Annotated in this window: 17 protein-coding genes and 1 rRNA gene; all 18 read left to right on the top strand. The window is 47.5% G+C overall.

Translation table 11 applies throughout. From position 1 onward, the window contains the following. Positions 1 to 146 precede the first annotated feature (146 nt). The 18 genes from rrf to WG8_RS22640 all read left to right on the top strand — a co-directional run bounded on the left by rrf (position 147) and on the right by WG8_RS22640 (position 18,750). Positions 147 to 263 (top strand): 5S ribosomal RNA (gene rrf, locus WG8_RS22725). A gap of 172 nt (positions 264 to 435) precedes the next feature. After that, on the top strand, positions 436 to 1,623 hold the full coding sequence (locus WG8_RS22720) for a GNAT family N-acetyltransferase (RefSeq protein WP_007432615.1): 1,188 nt from the start codon (positions 436 to 438) through the stop codon (positions 1,621 to 1,623). 569 nt (positions 1,624 to 2,192) lie between these two features. Further along, complete coding sequence (locus WG8_RS22715) at positions 2,193 to 2,657, top strand: CtsR family transcriptional regulator (protein ID WP_007432614.1); 465 nt, start codon at positions 2,193 to 2,195, stop codon at positions 2,655 to 2,657. 84 nt (positions 2,658 to 2,741) lie between these two features. After that, positions 2,742 to 3,266, top strand: coding sequence for a UvrB/UvrC motif-containing protein (locus WG8_RS22710; protein ID WP_007432613.1), 525 nt, complete (start codon positions 2,742 to 2,744; stop codon positions 3,264 to 3,266). A 29-nt stretch (positions 3,267 to 3,295) separates the two neighbouring features. After that, positions 3,296 to 4,360, top strand: coding sequence for a protein arginine kinase (locus tag WG8_RS22705; protein ID WP_007432612.1), 1,065 nt, complete (start codon positions 3,296 to 3,298; stop codon positions 4,358 to 4,360). Positions 4,361 to 4,404: 44 nt separating this feature from the next. After that, complete coding sequence (clpC, locus tag WG8_RS22700; RefSeq protein ID WP_007432611.1) at positions 4,405 to 6,849, top strand: ATP-dependent protease ATP-binding subunit ClpC; 2,445 nt, start codon at positions 4,405 to 4,407, stop codon at positions 6,847 to 6,849. A 241-nt stretch (positions 6,850 to 7,090) separates the two neighbouring features. Continuing rightward, positions 7,091 to 8,464 (top strand): DNA repair protein RadA, encoded by a 1,374-nt coding sequence (gene radA, locus WG8_RS22695; RefSeq protein ID WP_007432610.1) that lies wholly within the window; start codon positions 7,091 to 7,093, stop codon positions 8,462 to 8,464. Between the two features lie 12 nt (positions 8,465 to 8,476). Continuing rightward, positions 8,477 to 9,553, top strand: coding sequence for a DNA integrity scanning diadenylate cyclase DisA (gene disA / locus WG8_RS22690; RefSeq protein WP_007432609.1), 1,077 nt, complete (start codon positions 8,477 to 8,479; stop codon positions 9,551 to 9,553). A 54-nt stretch (positions 9,554 to 9,607) separates the two neighbouring features. Then, positions 9,608 to 10,354 carry a CDP-diacylglycerol--serine O-phosphatidyltransferase gene (gene pssA / locus WG8_RS22685; protein WP_007432608.1) on the top strand — a complete coding sequence of 249 codons (747 nt, stop codon included), beginning with the start codon at positions 9,608 to 9,610 and terminating at the stop codon, positions 10,352 to 10,354. A gap of 190 nt (positions 10,355 to 10,544) precedes the next feature. Next, entirely contained in the window at positions 10,545 to 11,630 is a 1,086-nt protein-coding gene (locus tag WG8_RS22680) for a PIN/TRAM domain-containing protein (protein WP_007432607.1), read from the top strand. Positions 11,631 to 11,700: 70 nt separating this feature from the next. Further along, positions 11,701 to 12,399 (top strand): 2-C-methyl-D-erythritol 4-phosphate cytidylyltransferase, encoded by a 699-nt coding sequence (gene ispD / locus WG8_RS22675; RefSeq protein WP_007432606.1) that lies wholly within the window; start codon positions 11,701 to 11,703, stop codon positions 12,397 to 12,399. Further along, on the top strand, positions 12,396 to 12,872 hold the full coding sequence (gene ispF / locus WG8_RS22670) for a 2-C-methyl-D-erythritol 2,4-cyclodiphosphate synthase (RefSeq protein WP_007432605.1): 477 nt from the start codon (positions 12,396 to 12,398) through the stop codon (positions 12,870 to 12,872). Before ispD ends, ispF begins: the two co-directional genes overlap by 4 nt. Positions 12,873 to 12,911: 39 nt before the next feature. Further along, on the top strand, positions 12,912 to 14,372 hold the full coding sequence (gene gltX, locus WG8_RS22665; RefSeq protein WP_007432604.1) for a glutamate--tRNA ligase: 1,461 nt from the start codon (positions 12,912 to 12,914) through the stop codon (positions 14,370 to 14,372). A 486-nt stretch (positions 14,373 to 14,858) separates the two neighbouring features. Beyond that, positions 14,859 to 15,530, top strand: coding sequence for a serine O-acetyltransferase (cysE, locus tag WG8_RS22660; protein ID WP_007432603.1), 672 nt, complete (start codon positions 14,859 to 14,861; stop codon positions 15,528 to 15,530). Positions 15,531 to 15,563: 33 nt separating this feature from the next. Continuing rightward, positions 15,564 to 16,967, top strand: coding sequence for a cysteine--tRNA ligase (gene cysS / locus WG8_RS22655; RefSeq protein ID WP_007432602.1), 1,404 nt, complete (start codon positions 15,564 to 15,566; stop codon positions 16,965 to 16,967). Further along, entirely contained in the window at positions 16,964 to 17,422 is a 459-nt protein-coding gene (locus WG8_RS22650; protein WP_007432601.1) for a Mini-ribonuclease 3, read from the top strand. The genes cysS and WG8_RS22650 overlap by 4 nt, the downstream gene beginning before the upstream one ends. A gap of 55 nt (positions 17,423 to 17,477) precedes the next feature. Then, positions 17,478 to 18,224: a 23S rRNA (guanosine(2251)-2'-O)-methyltransferase RlmB gene (gene rlmB, locus WG8_RS22645; RefSeq protein WP_007432600.1), complete on the top strand. Its 747-nt coding sequence runs from the start codon at positions 17,478 to 17,480 to the stop codon at positions 18,222 to 18,224. A gap of 4 nt (positions 18,225 to 18,228) precedes the next feature. Further along, positions 18,229 to 18,750, top strand: coding sequence for an NYN domain-containing protein (locus WG8_RS22640; protein ID WP_007432599.1), 522 nt, complete (start codon positions 18,229 to 18,231; stop codon positions 18,748 to 18,750). The last annotated feature ends 33 nt before the right edge of the window (positions 18,751 to 18,783 follow it).

Below are 18,783 nucleotides of genomic sequence, written 5' to 3'. Positions count from 1 at the left end.
AGACGCAATGGAGTTTCGGATCCAGTTTTCAGGGTGTAACACCTTGAGGGTATGTACAAGTGCATACGAAAAACGCATTGAAATTCATTCACACAGCTGTGATGAACCGAGTTTCAATACGGAAGAATTTGCGAAGCAAATTCATGTTTGGTGGCGATAGCGGAGGGGTTCCACACGTACCCATCCCGAACACGACCGTTAAGCCCTCCAGCGCCGATGGTACTTGGACCGCAGGGTCCTGGGAGAGTAGGACGTTGCCAAGCAACAAACGAAGAGAGCCATGATCTCATTGAGATTATGGCTCTCTTTTTGCATATACATATATTTTAACGATGACTATCATTTCCAAGGTTGACAGAAAGAAAAGGCTTTGCGACACTCTAAGTGCACAATCTTTTTATGGAGACCTAAGTATACGAGCGAGGTGGCGAGGTTATGGAGATCAGACAATTACGAAGTGAGGAATTTGAAGCTGCTATTGAATTATCCCAATATGCTTTTCAGTTTACAATGTCTCCGGAGGATCTGGAGAAATCCAAGAAAAGGTTTAAGCCAGAACAAGCATGGGGGATCTTCGACGGGCTTGACTTGAATGCTAAGCTGACCTTGCTGCCTTTGCAGGTATACATACATGGTCAGGTTTTTAAGATGGGTGGTATCGCAGGTGTGGCGACATGGCCGGAAAAGCGTCGCGGGGGCATGGTTTCACGTTTGTTGACGCATGCGCTTAAAGAGATGAAGTCTGCGGGACAAAGCCTTTCATTTCTGCATCCATTCTCCTTTGCCTTCTATCGTAAATTTGGATGGGAAACGTATACTGAGTACAAAAAGTATGTTATCCCGATTGACAAATTTCCTGCTAAGTTTACAACAGAAGGTATAGTCAAGCGGGATATTAAAGATATTTCTGAACTGAACCAAGTGTATCAAGCGTACGCCTCGCGTTATAATGGCACGCTGGTACGTGATAAGGAATGGTGGCAGGAGCGGATTCTAAATGAGAACTATCGAACTGTAGTTTATTACTCTGAAGCAGGCACCCCGCAGGGATATGCACTATACAAAATTGAAGATAAGCAGCTGAATTGCGATGAAATGGTATATGAGAATGAAACAGCACGTCGGGCTTTATGGACTTATTTTGCAAATCATGACTCCATGATAACCCAAGGTAAATTTATTTACGTTCCGGCAGATGACAATCTGCCATTTTTACTCGATGATCCGCGAGTTCAACAGGAAACTGTGCCTTATTTTATGGGTCGGATTGTGGATGCAGCTGCTTTTGTAGAGAAATACCCTTTTGAGGCAATTGGAGAGGAAACACGCTTGACCTTGAATCTGTCAGATCGTTATGCCCCATGGAATGAAGGAGTATGGACATTGACGATAAACGCAGAAGGACGAGGATATTTAGAGAGCGTAGATACAAGCAATTCTTCCGAAAACGTCATAGCAGCTGACTTGAGTCTTGGCATCCAATCGCTGACGGCCCTAATGCTTGGCTATCAGCTGGCCGATGATTTATATAAGTGGGGGCGTATTGAAGGACGCGGTGAGTCTGTGTCTGCACTGAAACGTGTAATACCAGTAAAACAGACGCTTTTGTTGGATTTTTTCTAATCCCGGCCCAGATTTCATTCGAGAAACTGGTAGTATTGGCGACGGGAAGCATGATCCATTTGTGTAGTGGTACGAGAGTGACATAGCGGGCAGTTTTTTCAGGACTCTTTCCAGAATGGAGAGAGTTTTTTTCTTATATTGTATAAAACATAATTAGATTGCGAAAAATGGTATTGACCCCTTGGCAAAAATGAAAAGTGTGCTATAATGTGAATATAGTCAAAGAAAGTCAAAGTCAAGTAAATCTAGTGCGATCCATTTGAAGGTAATTATGCTGATTGATTGGCCGTATAGAGTATTTTAACAGCAAGAAGCTAATGAAGATCGAAATCATTTGTGGATAGTTAGAAGCTGCCTCTTGTCAACATAAGAGAAGTGTATGATTTATCGCAAATATAGGTCACACTAGAGACTAAACGGCACGTTTTCAAGAGATGCAGCAGGGTGGAAGGTCCTGATACAGCTTAGATTCGTGACTTTACCGTTTGGTTAAGTTCAATATACGGCGGACTCTGAGGAGCGTGAAATGTACTTGAATACTTGCGTTTCCGTTAGTGGAGGATGATGAAATGCGCAATGTTTCCGATATTATTGAACAATATTTGAAGAACATATTGCTGGAAAGTCCCCAGGGTTTAGTGGAGATTCAGCGCAATGATTTGGCTGACCGCTTTTCTTGCGTGCCGTCGCAGATCAATTATGTAATTAGTACCCGTTTTACGCTGGAAAAAGGCTATGTGGTGGAAAGTAAGCGTGGTGGTGGGGGCTATATTCGCATTCAGCGAATTCAGTTGCCTGCACAGCATGCGATCCACACACACCTTCATCAAAGCATCGGGGAGGAAATTAGCCAATCGGCGGCAGAGGGACTGATTTATCAGTTGGAGGAAGCCCATTTTTTAAGCAAAAGGGAAGCGTGTTTAATGAAGGCCGCTTTATCGAGGGATACATTATTGCTGAAGCTTCCCTATCGCGACCAACTGCGAGCAAGGTTGCTTAAAGCTATGCTGATCTCGTTGCTGGCGACCAAATAGCCAGTAGCCATTAACCAGTGAATAGAGATTTGCGATTCAGATGTAGGGATTTGTGAAAATCCAGACGTTGAAGGAGGTGCTTTTATGCTGTGCCAAGAATGTAATATGCGGCCGGCAACTTTGCATTTCACCAAAATTGTGAATGGCGAAAAGACAGAGTTTCATATTTGTGAGACATGTGCGAAGGAAAAAGGGGAAATGCTCCCTGGAACACCTAACGGCTTTTCGATTCATAGCTTGTTGTCGGGGATGCTGGATTTTGACTCCAGTACCAAGAGCCACTCTTCAGGTCACACTGGCCCACAAAATCTGCAATGCAAGGATTGTGGCATGACCTATACACAGTTTAGTAAACTGGGGCGTTTTGGGTGCCCGTCGTGCTATCAATATTTTGACAGTCGTCTGGACCCTCTGTTCAAGCGTGTGCATGGCAGCACAGGTCATGTGGGTAAAGTTCCGGTCCGGACTGGAGGCCGATTGAAGGTTAAACGGCAAATTGACGATTTGAAAAAAGAGATGCAACAGCATATTGTACAGGAAGAATTCGAGGCAGCTGCCGAGCTTAGGGATCAAATCAGAAAGCTTGAAAAAGAAATGACTGAAGAGTAAAGTTTGTGAAGAGTAGGAGGGAATGCGTGATGCCCAATATCCGATTTACGGAAAAGCCGCTAAGTGATTGGATGCGTGGTGATGCTGCGGATTCGGAGATTGTCATTAGCAGTCGGGTAAGAATTGCGCGTAACTTGCAACATCTGCCTTTTCCCATGCTTGCTACCAATCAGCAGTCGGAAGAAGTGCTTCAACGCTTGACGGATATCCTTCAGTATGATGATTTGGGTCGTTTTGGTACTTTTCATACCTTGAAAATATCCGAGTTGGATGAGATCGACAAGCAGGTACTGGTTGAGAAGCATTTGATTAGTCCTAATTTGGCGAACGAATCTCGTAACGGTGCTGTGTTGATTAGTGATGATGAATCGGTTAGTGTTATGATAAACGAAGAGGATCACCTGCGTATTCAGTGCTTGTATCCGGGATGTCAGGTTAGAGAAGCTTGGGAACGAGCTATGGTCATTGATGATGCATTTGAAGCGCATGTTGATTATGCATTTGATGATCGGAGAGGTTTTCTGACCAGTTGTCCGACGAATGTCGGCACAGGTATGAGAGCTTCGGTGATGATGCATCTGCCCGCATTAGTCATGACTCACCAAATCAATCGTATATTGTCTGCTGTTTCACAGGTAGGTCTTACGGTTCGCGGTATTTATGGTGAAGGCAGCGAAGCGGTCGGTAATTTGTTTCAGATATCCAATCAGATTACATTAGGACAAACCGAAGCGGAGATTATTGAAAATCTACATGGCGTGGTGCTGCAAATTATAGAGCACGAGCGTTCTGCAAGAGAACGGCTGATGAATGAGTCCATGCTGCGAATTACAGATCGAGTGATGCGTTCATTCGGTATTTTGTCATATGCAGCGGTGCTGGATTCGAAGGAGGCTGCGCAGCGGCTGTCCGATGTACGTCTTGGCGTAGATTTGGGGATTTTGGAGCGTCCATCCATCGCAGCGATGAATGAGCTGAATGTGATGACACAACCCGGATTCCTGCAAAAAAGCTTTGGCGATAAAATGAACACCGGTGAGCGCGATATGTACCGGGCGAAGCTGATCCGGCAAAAATTAGGCTCAACCCTTTAATATATATTTTTATCTGAAATACACACTGTGGAGGTGCAGGATATATGATGTTTGGAAGATTTACGGAACGTGCACAAAAAGTGCTTGCCTTGGCCCAGGAAGAAGCTGTTCGATTGGGACATAACAATATTGGCACAGAGCACATTTTGCTCGGCCTCATTCGTGAAGGCGAAGGAATAGCAGCCAAAGCCTTGATCGGTTTGGGGCTGGGACTGGAAAAAATCCAGGATGAAGTGGAGACGCTTATTGGACGCGGTCAAGAGCAACCGACGAACATTGCCTATACTCCACGTGCCAAAAAGGTCATCGAGCTGTCTATGGATGAAGCGCGCAAACTGGGTCATACCTATGTAGGCACAGAGCATATTTTGCTTGGTCTCATTCGTGAAGGCGAAGGCGTAGCGGCCCGTGTACTGAACAATCTGGGCATCAGTCTGAATAAAGCGCGTCAGCAAGTGCTTCAATTGCTCGGCAGCAGCGAGGCGGTTTCCAGTCACCACGGTGCTCCGGCTAATGTCAGCACACCAACCCTGGATAGTCTCGCACGCGATCTGACGGCATCTGCGAAAGAAAACAACCTGGACCCTGTTATTGGGCGTAGCAAGGAAATCGAGCGCGTCATTCAGGTGCTCAGCCGCCGTACTAAGAACAATCCGGTTCTGATCGGTGAGCCTGGGGTAGGTAAAACAGCGATTGCCGAAGGATTGGCACAAAAAATTATAGCAAATGAGATTCCTGAAACGCTGCGCGACAAACGCGTAATGACACTCGATATGGGCTCTGTGGTAGCAGGCACCAAGTATCGTGGTGAATTTGAGGATCGTTTGAAAAAAATTATGGACGAGATTCGTCAAGCCGGTAACATCGTATTGTTTATTGATGAGCTGCATACGCTGATCGGTGCTGGTGGAGCGGAAGGTGCAATTGATGCCTCCAACATCCTGAAGCCTGCATTGGCGCGTGGCGAACTGCAATGCATCGGTGCGACAACGCTGGATGAATACCGTAAATATATTGAGAAGGATGCTGCTTTGGAGCGTCGTTTCCAACCGATTACAGTGGACCAACCTTCTCCGGAAGAAGCAATTCAAATTTTGTATGGTCTGCGTGACCGTTACGAAGCGCATCACCGTGTGAAAATCACGGATGAGGCTATTGAAGCGGCAGTAAAATTGTCTGATCGTTATATCACTGACCGATTCCTGCCGGATAAAGCCATTGACCTTATTGACGAAGCAGGCTCCAAGGTAAGGCTGAATTCCTACACCGTACCGCCAAACCTGAAACAGCTGGAAAACCGTCTGGAAGATATCCGTAAGGAAAAGGATTCAGCGGTACAAAGCCAGGAGTTCGAAAAGGCAGCAGCGTTGCGTGATACAGAACAAAAAATTCGTGAAGAGCTGGATGTTACGAAAAACCAATGGAAAGAACAACAGGGTCGTACAGATTCCGAAGTTACGCCGGAGGATATCGCTCAGGTCGTTGCAATCTGGACAGGTGTCCCAGTCAGCAAGCTGAAAGAGGAAGAAACACATCGTTTGCTGAATATGGAACAGCTGCTGCATGAGCGGGTGATTGGGCAGGAGGAAGCTGTTAAGGCAGTAAGTAGGGCCATTCGCCGGGCACGTGCGGGTCTGAAAGATCCGAAGCGTCCGATCGGCTCCTTTATTTTCCTCGGTCCAACTGGAGTTGGTAAAACCGAATTGGCACGTGCATTGGCTGAATCCATGTTCGGAGATGAAAATGCGGTTATCCGTATTGATATGTCTGAATATATGGAGAAGCACTCCACGTCCCGTCTGGTAGGAGCGCCTCCAGGGTATGTTGGATATGAAGAGGGCGGCCAACTGACCGAGAAGGTACGTCGTAAGCCATACTCTGTTGTGTTGCTGGATGAAATCGAAAAAGCACACCCGGAGGTATTCAATATTCTGCTGCAAGTGCTGGAAGATGGACGTCTGACCGATTCCAAAGGCCGTGTCGTTGATTTCCGCAACACCCTCATCATCCTGACCTCCAATGTAGGTGCACAGGCGATCAAACGCAACTCCACGCTTGGCTTTACAGCCGTTGTGGACGCTGGAGCGGATTACGATAACATGAAGGGCAAAGTGATGGATGAACTGAAGAAAAGCTTCCGTCCTGAGTTCTTGAACCGGATTGATGAAATTATCGTTTTCCATTCTCTTGAAGAAAAACATATCGCGGAAATCGTGTCGCTCATGTCTGAGGAACTGCGTAAGCGTCTAAATGAGTATGAGGTGGACTTTGATCTGACAGACAAGGCCAAGACATTCCTTGCGAAGGAAGGCTTTGATCCGGCTTACGGTGCGCGTCCATTGCGGCGTGCAATCCAGAAGCATATCGAGGATCGTCTGTCCGAGGAGCTGTTGACTGGAAATATTGCTAAAGGTGATTCTCTGCTCATTGATGAGGAGAATGGTGCATTGACAGTAACGAAAAAGGATAACGTATCCGCGAAGTCCTAAAACGTTTTACTAAATAAAGCTGTGCAAAAGAGTGTCTCGCAGGCTAAAAAGCCATTGCGAAGGCACTCTTTTTGTATATTGAACACTGCGAAAGTGTTGGATAAATGCTTTGGAAAAGTTTGTGATATTGCTTTACGTCCGCCAAGCTTCAATGGTAAACTTTTATTGTTACAGCTCATTCCGGGCTGTAACAGATAAATTTGACATCATTTGTCGTCAATAAGGAGCCAGGGATCAAAGTATGGCTAAAGTGAAAACTAAATTTTCCTGTACCGAATGCGGGTATGAATCGCCCAAATGGTACGGAAAATGTCCTGGATGCCAGGCATGGAATTCCATGGTGGAAGAAACGGAAAGCATTGTAAAAACTCAAGGAATGGGTTCTTCCCTTCTTACTCATAGCACAAAAGATAAGCCGCTCCCTATTATTGAGGTAGAGAGTGGCAAAGAAGCACGAATTTTGACGGGAATTGGCGAATTGAATCGTGTACTAGGCGGAGGCGTAGTGCCAGGGTCCCTCGTTCTGGTGGGCGGTGATCCGGGAATTGGCAAGTCTACGCTTATGCTACAAACATCTAATGAGCTCGCTTTAACCGGTTTAAAGGTGCTGTACGTGTCTGGTGAGGAGTCGGTTCGTCAAACGAAGCTGCGTGCAGACCGTCTGGGTGCCTTATCTCCCAATTTATACGTATTATGCGAAACAAATTTGGAGACGATTGAAGAAGCAGTGGACAGCTTGAAGCCCGAGTTTTTGGTGATCGACTCTATTCAGACCGTATATTTGCCTGAGGTGACAAGTGCGCCGGGGAGTGTGGCTCAGGTGCGGGAGTGTACTTCACGCTTTATGCGAATTGCCAAGGGACTAGGTATTGCTACGGTACTGGTAGGACATGTGACCAAAGAAGGGGCAATTGCAGGCCCGCGTCTGTTGGAGCATATGGTCGATTGCGTGCTTTATTTTGAAGGAGAGCGTCATCACACGTACCGGCTGCTGCGTGCAGTTAAGAACCGTTTCGGTTCTACGAATGAAATTGGTATTTTTGAAATGGCTGAAAGTGGTTTGCGTGAGGTGGCGAATCCTTCTGAGCTTTTCCTGTCTGAACGACCACTGGGGGTGGCTGGTTCCACTGTCGTAGCCAGTGTGGAAGGAACTCGGCCTGTGCTGGTTGAGCTGCAGGCACTGATTGCAGCCACGCATTTTCCTTCTCCACGCCGAATGGGTACAGGAATCGACCATCATCGGATGGGATTAATCATCGCTGTGCTGGAAAAGCGAATGGGTATGTTTTTGCAAAATCAGGATGCTTATCTCAATGTAGCCGGAGGTGTAAAGCTGGATGAGCCTGCGGTGGATTTGGCTATAGCGGTGAGCATCGCTTCCAGCTTTCGGGATGCCCCTACCAAGCCGTACGATGTGATTTTTGGCGAAGTAGGGCTGACAGGCGAGGTGCGAGCTGTATCCCGAGCAGAGCAGCGAGTGCGGGAAGCGGAAAAGCTGGGTTTCAAACGGGTGATCATGCCGGAGAAAAGCTTGAAGGGCTGGACACATCCGAAAGGGATACAAATTATAGGAGTAGCAACGGTGGCAGATGCATTGGCAGCCGCATTAGATTAGGGGGCAATGAGAATGAAAGAAGCGAGCCAACTGGATAAAATGAATGATTTGCTGCGGCTTGTGGCACCGGGAACTCCCTTTCGCGACGGATTGGAAAACGTTTTACGTGCTAAAACGGGCGCTCTTCTGGTCGTTGGCTATAGCCCGGAAGTAATGGAAGTCGTGGATGGTGGTTTCTCTATTAACTGTGATTTTTCGCCGAACTATTTGTATGAATTGGCTAAAATGGACGGCGCAATCATATTGAGCGAAGATTTAAAGCGGATTTTATACGCAAATACGCAATTGATTCCTGACTCTTCTATTTCGTCGATTGAAACAGGAATTCGGCATCGGACAGCAGAGCGAGTTGCAAAGCAGACAGGCAAGCTAGTTGTGTCCATTTCCCAGCGGCGTAATATTATCACGTTGTATCAGGGAACGCTACGCTATGCGCTCAAGGAAATCGGAGTTATCTTAACGAAAGCCAATCAGGCGATTCAGACGCTGGAAAAATATAGATCCGTGTTGGGGCAAGCCTCGACGAATTTGACAGCATCTGAATTCGAAGAGCTGGTTACCATGCCGGAGGTCGTTAATGTCATTCAGCGGATTGAAATGGTATTGCGCATTAAAATGGAAATCAAACGCTTTATTAACGAGCTTGGAAACGAAGGCCGACTCATTAGCATGCAGATGGAGGAGCTTGTCAGCAATATAGAGGAAGAAGCCTGGCTGCTGTACAAGGATTATGCTAAAGACGACAGCGATGAGAAAATTCGTGAAATCATACTCGGACTCAAGCGATCTACGGACGACGAGTTGCTGGATGTGAACCATATTGTACGTTTACTTGGTTATCCGTCTTCGGCTGCAACGTCAGAGGAGTATATTGCTGCACGCGGGTATCGGGTGCTGAACAAGATACCGCGTCTACCGAATGTGATTATTCATAATCTGGTGGAGCGGTTTGGACGTTTTACGCATGTGATGACAGCCACGATTGAAGAGCTGGATGAAGTGGATGGCATTGGAGAGGTTCGTGCGCGTACAATTAAAGAAGGTCTCAAACGGTTGCAGGAGCAAGTTTTCATTGACAGGCAAATGTAAATGTAATACAGTGAAAGGATTATAATGGAACAATTCATACATCGAGGTGAAGAGATGATTACCAAATCAATTCCGAACATGTTTACCTTGGGTAACTTGTTTCTCGGAATGATCGCCATTTTACTGGCCGTAGACGGAAAATACAGTCTTGCCGCTATTATGGTCATTGTCGCCATGTTGTTGGATGGACTGGACGGAAGAATGGCCCGGGCGCTGAATGCCCAGAGCGAATTCGGTAAAGAACTGGACTCCTTATCAGATATGATATCTTTTGGTGTAGCTCCTGCAGTTATTATGTACATGGTTGCTTTTCATGATGCCAATTCGGCTTTGGCTTGGACGGTTACGGCCATTTTTCCGATGTGCGGAGCTTTGCGTTTGGCTCGATTTAACGTACGCCCCGGTGTACCAGGTTATTTCACCGGTTTGCCAATTCCGGCAGCAGGTGGCGTATTAGCCACTTTGTCCTTATTTCATAACGATATTTCATTGTTATACATGTCGATTGCCATGCTGCTGGTCTCTTATTTGATGGTCAGCTCCATGAGATATCCGAATTTTAAAAAGGTCGGCCTGCCGAAAAAAACGATCTGGATCGCTCCTTGGGTTGTGATTGCAGCGGTAGTGCTGGCTGTTAAATTTCCCGATCAGCTATCGAAACTGATTTTTGTTCCACTGGTACTGTATGCATTATATGGAATGAAACTGAACATCCGTAAACTTTCACGCAGACGTGGACGTGATCGGGAGCGTTCCAATCAGGAAGAGCAGGACGATCAATATCGTCATTCGCAACGTTAGTATCAGGCAAGAAACAAATGAGCATTTATTTCCTTGAATCATTTCAGGGAGATAAATGCTTTTTTTGTGCATAAAAAATGAAAACACAGGGTTAGCTGCGCGAGAATTGGATCATACTGGTAAGGAAAATGGTGTATATCCAATAAATAGCAGGATGTATGAAAACAAATAAAGGAGGTATAGAGACTCGATGTGGAGAAAGGCTATTTTAACTTTTACAGGATTGTGTGGAGCATGGTTTGGCTATACGTTGTACTATCGGGTAGGAGGTATCGTATCATGGATGCCGCAGTGGTTGAATGATGGTTCTTTACCGGGAATGGCCGCTTGGATGATTGCAGGAGCAGTGCTGTTTATGGCCGGTTGCTCATTCGCAGGGGCATCGGTGGCGAATCGGCTGCAGCAGGGTATTGAAGGCCTGGTACGGATACCTATGAATGAGTTGCTGGCAGGGGTAATTGGACTAGCGGTGGGATTGATACTTTCCTTGGCAGTATACCCGCTCTTATCATGGTTGGGAGCACCTGGTCAACTGATTCAGACAGCCGTTACCATTGTATGCGGATATGTAGGATTGATGGTCGGTCTGGAAAAACGGGACGAGCTGTCATCCTTTTGGAGCTCTGGCTTTTTTGGCCGGGGGGCGGGCGTAGAAGAACGGAAGCTGGAGGAACATAAAATTTTAGACACCAGCGTCATTATTGATGGGCGTATTGCGGATATTTGTAAGACAGGCTTTATTGAGGGAACGATTGTGATTCCTGAATTTGTGTTGGAGGAGCTTCAGCATATTGCAGATTCATCTGATTTGCTTAAGCGTAATCGTGGACGTCGGGGTCTGGATATTTTGAATAAAATCCAAAAAGAGCTGGATGTGAATGTGCTCATTTATGAAGGGGATTTTGAGGAAATTTCAGAGGTCGACAGTAAGCTGGTCAAGCTGGCGAAGGTGCTGGAGGGTAAAGTTGTAACCAATGATTTTAACCTGAATAAGGTATGCGAGCTTCAAGGTGTATCGGTGCTGAACATTAACGATTTGGCGAATGCAGTCAAGCCTGTCGTATTGCCCGGTGAGGAAATTATGGTACAGATTATTAAAGACGGCAAGGAGCATGGACAGGGTGTAGCCTATCTGGATGATGGTACGATGATTGTTGTGGAGGGCGGACGTGACTATATCGGTTCCCTGATGGAGGTGCTGGTTACAAGTGTACTTCAGACCTCTGCAGGTCGTATGATCTTTGCTAAACCGAAATTATTGGAAAAAGCTCAATAAACGCGGTATGATGAAGTAGATGTGTTATCATACGGATCGTACAAGTGCGATCAGGGCAGGAGTTATTTCAATGAACAATCGGGTAGGGGTCGTTATTGTGGCGGCCGGGCGCGGCTCCCGTATGGGGACGCAGGAGAGTAAGCAATTTCTGCTTTTGCGGGACAAGCCCATCTTCATACATACACTTGAAATATTTGCAGCTATGCCCGAAGTGGATGAAATGGTGATGGTGACGGGAGCTGAAGATGTGGAGCGCTGTCGGGAATGGATTCGTCAATACCAGATCGGTAAAGAGGTGCAGGTAGTAGCTGGTGGCAGTGAACGCCAGCACTCGGTGTATCGCGGCCTGCGCCACTTGCATGCGGATTGGGTGATGGTGCATGATGGTGTGCGCCCATTGATCCAGCCTGAGCTTGTACGTTCATGTCTGGAGGCGGCCCAGCGTACCGGTGCTTCTGTAGCGGCAGTACCTGTAAAGGATACGGTCAAGCAAGTGAACGGGGATGGTATCATTACAGCAACGCCGGATCGCCGAAGTCTGTGGAGTATTCAAACGCCACAGACTTTTCGTCTTTCCGATTTGCTTCGTGCCTATGAGGAAGCGGAGCAGGCGGGATTTTTGGGGACAGATGATTCTATGTTGGTGGAGCGGCTAGGCATTCCGGTTACGGTCGTTCAAGGCAGCTACAAGAACATCAAAATTACTACGCCTGAGGATTTGGACATGGCGGCGTTATGGGTAAAGACAGAGGGAGAGGATATCAAGTGATCAGAGTAGGACAAGGATTTGACGTTCACCAGTTGGTGGAAGGAAGGCCATGCATCATCGGAGGCGTGAATATTCCGTATGAAAAAGGTTTGCTGGGTCATTCCGATGCAGATGTGCTGCTGCATGCCATTAGCGATGCCATCCTTGGCGCGCTTGGCTTGGGAGACATCGGAAAGCATTTTCCGGATAACGACCCGGAATTTAAGGATGCCGACAGCCTGAAGCTGCTGGAGCATGTCTGGGGCCTGGCTAAAGAGCGGGGGTATCGCTTGGGGAATATTGATTCTACGATTATTGCGCAAAAGCCCAAAATGGCATCGTACATCCCGCAGATAAATGAAGTCATCGCCCGCGCGCTGGAAGCAGAGGAGCCATCCCAGGTCAACGTCAAGGCGACTACGACAGAGCAGCTTGGCTTTACCGGGCGGGGCGAAGGGATCGCGGCTCAATCGGTTGTCTGTCTTATCAAATAAATGCTATCATCTTGAGTAATTCAATTTGGAGGAGATTATATGAGCACGGAAGTTCGTGTACGCTATGCACCAAGCCCTACAGGACATTTGCATATTGGAAATGCCAGAACGGCATTATTTAATTATTTGTTTGCCCGCAATCAAGGCGGGAAATTTATTATTCGCATCGAAGACACAGATGTAAAGCGCAATATTGAGGGCGGAGAGGAAAGTCAGCTTAAATATTTGAAATGGTTGGGCATGGATTGGGATGAGAGTGTAGACGTGGGAGGCGAGTTTGGACCTTATCGCCAGACCGAACGCTTGGACATATACAAAACATACTGGCAGGATTTGCTGGATCGTGGTTTGGCCTACCGCTGCTACTGCACGGAGGAGGAACTGGAACGCGAGCGTGAAGAGCAGACGGCACGTGGGGAAACACCACGCTATTCTGGAAAGCACCGTGACTTAACAGAAGAACAATGTCAGGCATTTGAGGCAGAGGGCCGTGTGCCAAGCATTCGTTTTCGTGTACCGGAGAACCGCGAGTATACGTTTGACGATATCGTTAAAGGTCAAATTACGTTCAATTCCAAGGAGAGCGGCGATTTTGTTATCGTCAAAAAAGATGGTATTCCGACATACAACTTCGCTGTAGCAGTTGATGATTATTTGATGAAAATATCACATGTACTACGGGGTGAGGATCATGTTTCCAATACACCGCGGCAGTTGATGATTTTTGAAGCTCTCGGCTGGGAGCCTCCACGCTTTGGTCATATGACGCTGATCGTAGGCGAGGATCACAAAAAGCTCAGCAAACGTAACGAGTCCATTATTCAGTTCATGGAGCAGTATGACAAGCTGGGCTATCTGCCGGAAGCTATATTCAACTTTATTGCGTTGCTGGGCTGGTCCCCGGAAGGCGAAGAAGAGATCTATGATCGGGAGCAACTGATTTCAATTTTCGATCCCAATCGTTTGTCCAAAAGCCCGGCCGTATTTGACACGAACAAGCTTGCTTACCTGAACAATCACTATATTAAAAAGGCTGATCCTGAGCGGATTGCCAGCATGGCGATTCCTCATTTGCAGGCAGCGGGGCTGTTGCCGACTGAATTGTCGGCAGAACAGCAGGATTGGGCTAAGGCCCTCGTTCGCTTATATCAAGAGCAGATGACTTCTGCGTCCGATATTGTAGCGTTGTCTGAGCTGTTTTTCCGTTCACATCTGGAGATGGATGCCGAAGCGGCGGCTGTGCTGGCGGAAGAGCAGGTTCCTGAGGTGCTTAGAGCCTTTGCCGGCAAGGTTGAAGCAAGCGAGGAATTTACTGCTCCACAAATGGCCAAGCTGATCAAGGAAGTTCAAAAGGAAACTGGCTTTAAGGGTAAACAGCTGTTCATGCCGATTCGTGTGGCTCTTACAGGTCAAACTCATGGTCGGGATCTGAACGAAACCATCTATTTGCTTGGACGCGACAAGGTGTTGGACCGACTTAAGGCACAAATTAAAGGCTGATATTTCTTGTCAATTTGTTGTCTTTTCGCTATAATGACTCCATTGATACGGATTGATATTTACGTGTAAAGGCTGCGAACAGGAGAAGTACACTGCATATGGGCATCTGCCAGAGAGGACGGCCGAGGGAAACCCCGGGCTGGAAGCCGTCCAGATGACCTGCGGAGGAAATGCACCTGGGAGCCGTGCGCCCGAACCCTAATTAGCATCAACCGCTGGTTGTGGCAAGGGCGTGCCGAGTCGTTCCCGTTACCGGACGCCAAAGACGGACTTCTCTGCTTTTTAGGCAGCAGATATGTCCGAAGCAGAGTGGAACCACGTTCATGCGTCTCTGCAGCTTAGGCTGCGGAGGCGCTTTTTCATTTTTATCAGATTCAGACTCGACATAGATTGAAAAATGTCGAAGAATGCTGATGGATGCGAAAATTGGCGAAACGTGAAGTTTGTGAAGATGCGGCAAGGATATAGAGGGAGTAGGAGGGCGACATGTTCAGACATATCAAATCCGACATTCAGACTGTTTTGGATAATGATCCGGCCGCCCGGAGTAAGCTGGAGGTCATTTTTACGTATTCCGGCGTTCATGCCCTTTGGGCACACCGAATCGCACATTGGTTTTACTTACGAAAGTGGTGTACTCTAGCTCGTGTTATATCTCAGGTATCGCGGTTTATGACAGGTATTGAAATTCATCCTGGCGCTCGTATCGGAGATCGGCTGTTCATTGACCATGGTATGGGAGTGGTCATCGGTGAAACCTGTGAGATTGGCGACGATGTCGTATTGTATCAGGGGGTCACTCTTGGAGGGACCGGAAAAGAGAAGGGGAAGCGCCATCCCACTATTGGGAATAATGTAGTTATAGGCTCTGGCGCCAAGATATTGGGATCTTTTACAATTGGGGCGCAGTCCAACATTGGCTCCAACTCGGTTGTACTTAAAGAGGTTCCGCCTAACAGTACGGTAGTGGGGATACCGGGGCGAGTGGTCAGACAGGATGGCAGACGTCCAGACCGACTTAGTCATCAGCTGCCTGATCCGGTCGTAGATTCTATACGGGCTCTTCAATTGGAAATAGAACGATTACGTGCAGAATTGTCTGATTTGAAGGATGAGCAATCTGCTCGGAAACATCAGGTGACCCAAGAGAATAAATGACAAGGATAATTTTCATGAGGGAGGAACATAACGATGCCGCTTCAAATTTATAATACAATGACGAGGAGTCGGGAGCCTTTTGTGCCACTGGAGCCTGGAAAGGTTAAAATGTATGTATGCGGACCTACCGTGTATGATTATATTCATATTGGTAATGCACGACCTGTAATTGTGTTTGACTTGGTACGCAGCTACCTGGAGTATTTGGGTTATGATGTGAACTATGTAGTGAATTTTACAGATGTCGATGATAAGCTGATCCGCAAAGCTCGGGAACTTGATATGGAGGTTCCGGCAGTTGCCGAGAAATTTATTGCAGCCTATCATGAGGATCTGACCGGATTGAATGTTCCTGCCGCCAGCATAAATCCGCGCGTAACAGAGAGCATGGAGCTGATTGTTGATTTTATTAAGGAATTGGTAGACAAAGGCTATGCCTATGAGAATGATGGCGATGTGTTCTATCGGACCAAAAAGTTCAAAGATTACGGACAACTGTCAGGTCAAAATCTGGAGGAGCTTCAGTTCGGAATTCGCATCCATGTGGATGAGCGTAAGGAAAATGCCGAAGATTTTGTGCTCTGGAAGGCAGCAAAGCCGGGAGAAATTTATTGGTCGAGCCCTTGGGGAGATGGACGACCGGGCTGGCATATCGAATGCTCGGCTATGGCTCGCCATTATTTGGGGGATACGCTGGACATCCATGGTGGCGGACAGGATTTGCAATTTCCGCATCATGAATGTGAATGCGCGCAATCCGAAGCGATTACGGGGAAGCCATTGGCCCGCTACTGGATGCATAACGGATATATTCGCATTGATAATGAAAAAATGTCGAAATCGCTCGGTAACGGTATTTTGGTTAAAGATCTGCGTGCTCGTCACAAGCCCGAGGCTTTACGCTATTTTATGCTGTCGACACATTACCGCAATCCGTTGAACTACAACCAAGAGACGATGAGTCAGGCGGAGAACAGTGTCGAACGGATTGCCAATGCAGTCGCCAACGTAAAGCATCGTTTAGCTAATGCTTTGAAAGGTAATGAAGAAGTATCGGCTGGGCTGCAAACGAAGCTTGACGGGATTTTGCAGCAGTTTGGCGAAAAAATGGATGATGATTTCAATACACCTGATGCGATTACTGCGGTATTCGAATGGGTCAGCGAAGCCAACCATCTGTTGCAGCGTGATGTTGTCAATCAGGCAGAATTGCAGGCCGTGCTGCATACCTTTGATTCGATGAATAAAGTACTTCGTATATATTCGGAACCCAAAGAAGAGCTGTTGGATGATGAAATTGAGCAATTAATCGCAGAACGTGTCGAAGCTCGTAAAACCAAAAACTGGGGCAGAGCTGATGAAATTCGTGATCTGCTGGCTGCTAAAGGCATTGTGCTTGAGGATACGGCGCAGGGTATGCGGTGGCGGCGAAAATGAATGATAAGCCACTGAATACGGGGGCTTTGAAGGACGCGGGAAACTGGTTCCCGTATCCTGCGTCCAAACCGGCCCGTCTGATGCCTCCCATTGCGTTAGCTTACATTGGCGATGCCGTGTATGAGGTCGCCGTCCGTCAATATTTGTTGGCACAGCCCAACCTGCGCCCCAATCATTTGCATCGCCGAGCCACAGGGCTAGTCTCCGCGAAGGCGCAGAGCCGTATGCTGGGATTGCTGGAAAAGGTGCTGACGGAGGAAGAGTCCGACATTGTCCGGCAAGGGAGAAACGCCAAGTCAGGAAGCCTGCCCAAAAATGCGGATGTACTTGAGTACCGTCACGCGACTGCGCTGGAGGCACTGATCGGCTTTCTTTATAGCGATGGACGCTTGGACAGATTGAGAGAATTGATCACGTACGGTATTGCACAAATGGAAAATACAGAAAAATCATAATTGGGAACGGATCAGATGGATTTAGCATCTGGTGTTTCCCGGGAGGAAGCTAGCTATGGAAGAAGAATGGATTGCCGGTAAGCATTCGGTAACGGAGGCATTACGTTCAGGTAGAACGATAAATAAAATATGGATTGCAGACAATGCGCAAAAGCATTTGACACTACCGATTACAGCTGAGGCCAAAAAAGCAGGAATCATTGTTCAGCAGGTGGACAAGCGTAAGCTGGATCAAATGGTACCGGGGATTCAGCATCAGGGAGTGGTTGCACAGGCTGCGCCTTTTGCCTATGCTGAAGTGGAAGAATTGCTCGCCAATGCCCGTGATAAAGGGGAAGAGCCGTTTTTGATTTTGCTGGATGAAATTGAAGACCCGCATAATCTGGGCTCCATCCTTCGTACAGCGGATTGCACAGGAGCGCATGGTGTTATTGTGCCTAAAAGGCGTTCGGCAGCCGTAACTGTAACGGTGTCCAAAACATCGGCAGGTGCTGTTGAGTATGTCCCGGTGGCGCGTGTGAATAATTTGGGGCAAACCATTGACCGTCTTAAAGAAGAAGGTGTATGGGTAGTTGGCACGGATGTGGCAGCGACCGACCCTGTTTTTGGGAATGGAGTATTCACGGGGCCGGTGGCCATTGTCATCGGCAACGAAAATAAAGGAATGGGTCGTTTGATTCGTGAAAAATGCGACGTGCTCGTCAAGCTGCCGATGGCGGGGCAAATCAATTCCCTGAATGCTTCTGTAGCTGCAGGTGTCGTTATGTACGAAGTATTGCGCGGACGACAGGCACGGGGCTAACGATATGGCTGACACGCGGGATGTTCTGCTTGTGGACGGTTACAACATGATTGGAGCCTGGCCCGAACTTTCCGCACTGGTACAGTCTGGTATGCAGGAAGCGAGGGACAGACTTCTCGAACGACTCGCAGATCATCAGGCGTATTCCGGCAGAAGAGTCATCGTCGTATTTGATGCTTACAGGGTGCCAGGATTGGGTAAAACTTTTGCCCAGAGTAAAGTCCAGATTTATTTTACGAGAGAAAAAGAGACAGCAGACGAGTGCATCGAGCGATTAGTTCGGGAACTGAGCAGCAAGAGGAGAAGCATTTACGTAGCGACAAGTGATCAGGTAGAGCAGCATGTCGCCTTTGGCCAGGGAGCACTCAGGGTATCGGCGCGGGAACTGCTCATCGAGATTGAGGAATCCGAAAGGGAAGTACAGAAGCGAATTCAGCAGGATAGCGCTAAATTGTCCCGTAACTCGCTGGATGCCAAGCTGAGCCCGGAGCTTCGAAAGCTGTTTGAACGATGGAGAAGAGAATAATCCAGTAATTGGTCGCCCCTCCATTTTGAAACC

Origin of the sequence: Paenibacillus sp. Aloe-11, from assembly GCF_000245715.1 — a bacterium.
GTDB classification, from domain to species: domain Bacteria; phylum Bacillota; class Bacilli; order Paenibacillales; family Paenibacillaceae; genus Paenibacillus; species Paenibacillus kribbensis.
Note: the sequence above shows the minus strand (reverse complement) of the source record. Positions and strands in the feature narration are given on the sequence as shown.

Bases quoted from the DNA above. Each gene is read 5' to 3' on its own strand.
- rlmB (WP_007432600.1), top strand. From the start codon at position 17,478: ATGGAAGAAGAATGGATTGCCGGTAAGCATTCGGTAACGGAGGCATTA.
- disA (WP_007432609.1), top strand. From the start codon at position 8,477: ATGAAAGAAGCGAGCCAACTGGATAAAATGAATGATTTGCTGCGGCTT.
- WG8_RS22715 (WP_007432614.1), top strand. From the start codon at position 2,193: ATGCGCAATGTTTCCGATATTATTGAACAATATTTGAAGAACATATTG.
- cysE (WP_007432603.1), top strand. From the start codon at position 14,859: ATGTTCAGACATATCAAATCCGACATTCAGACTGTTTTGGATAATGAT.
- radA (WP_007432610.1), top strand. From the start codon at position 7,091: ATGGCTAAAGTGAAAACTAAATTTTCCTGTACCGAATGCGGGTATGAA.
- pssA (WP_007432608.1), top strand. From the start codon at position 9,608: ATGATTACCAAATCAATTCCGAACATGTTTACCTTGGGTAACTTGTTT.
- WG8_RS22650 (WP_007432601.1), top strand. From the start codon at position 16,964: ATGAATGATAAGCCACTGAATACGGGGGCTTTGAAGGACGCGGGAAAC.
- WG8_RS22710 (WP_007432613.1), top strand. From the start codon at position 2,742: ATGCTGTGCCAAGAATGTAATATGCGGCCGGCAACTTTGCATTTCACC.
- WG8_RS22720 (WP_007432615.1), top strand. From the start codon at position 436: ATGGAGATCAGACAATTACGAAGTGAGGAATTTGAAGCTGCTATTGAA.
- WG8_RS22705 (WP_007432612.1), top strand. From the start codon at position 3,296: ATGCCCAATATCCGATTTACGGAAAAGCCGCTAAGTGATTGGATGCGT.
- WG8_RS22680 (WP_007432607.1), top strand. From the start codon at position 10,545: ATGTGGAGAAAGGCTATTTTAACTTTTACAGGATTGTGTGGAGCATGG.
- clpC (WP_007432611.1), top strand. From the start codon at position 4,405: ATGATGTTTGGAAGATTTACGGAACGTGCACAAAAAGTGCTTGCCTTG.
- cysS (WP_007432602.1), top strand. From the start codon at position 15,564: ATGCCGCTTCAAATTTATAATACAATGACGAGGAGTCGGGAGCCTTTT.
- WG8_RS22640 (WP_007432599.1), top strand. From the start codon at position 18,229: ATGGCTGACACGCGGGATGTTCTGCTTGTGGACGGTTACAACATGATT.
- gltX (WP_007432604.1), top strand. From the start codon at position 12,912: ATGAGCACGGAAGTTCGTGTACGCTATGCACCAAGCCCTACAGGACAT.
- ispD (WP_007432606.1), top strand. From the start codon at position 11,701: ATGAACAATCGGGTAGGGGTCGTTATTGTGGCGGCCGGGCGCGGCTCC.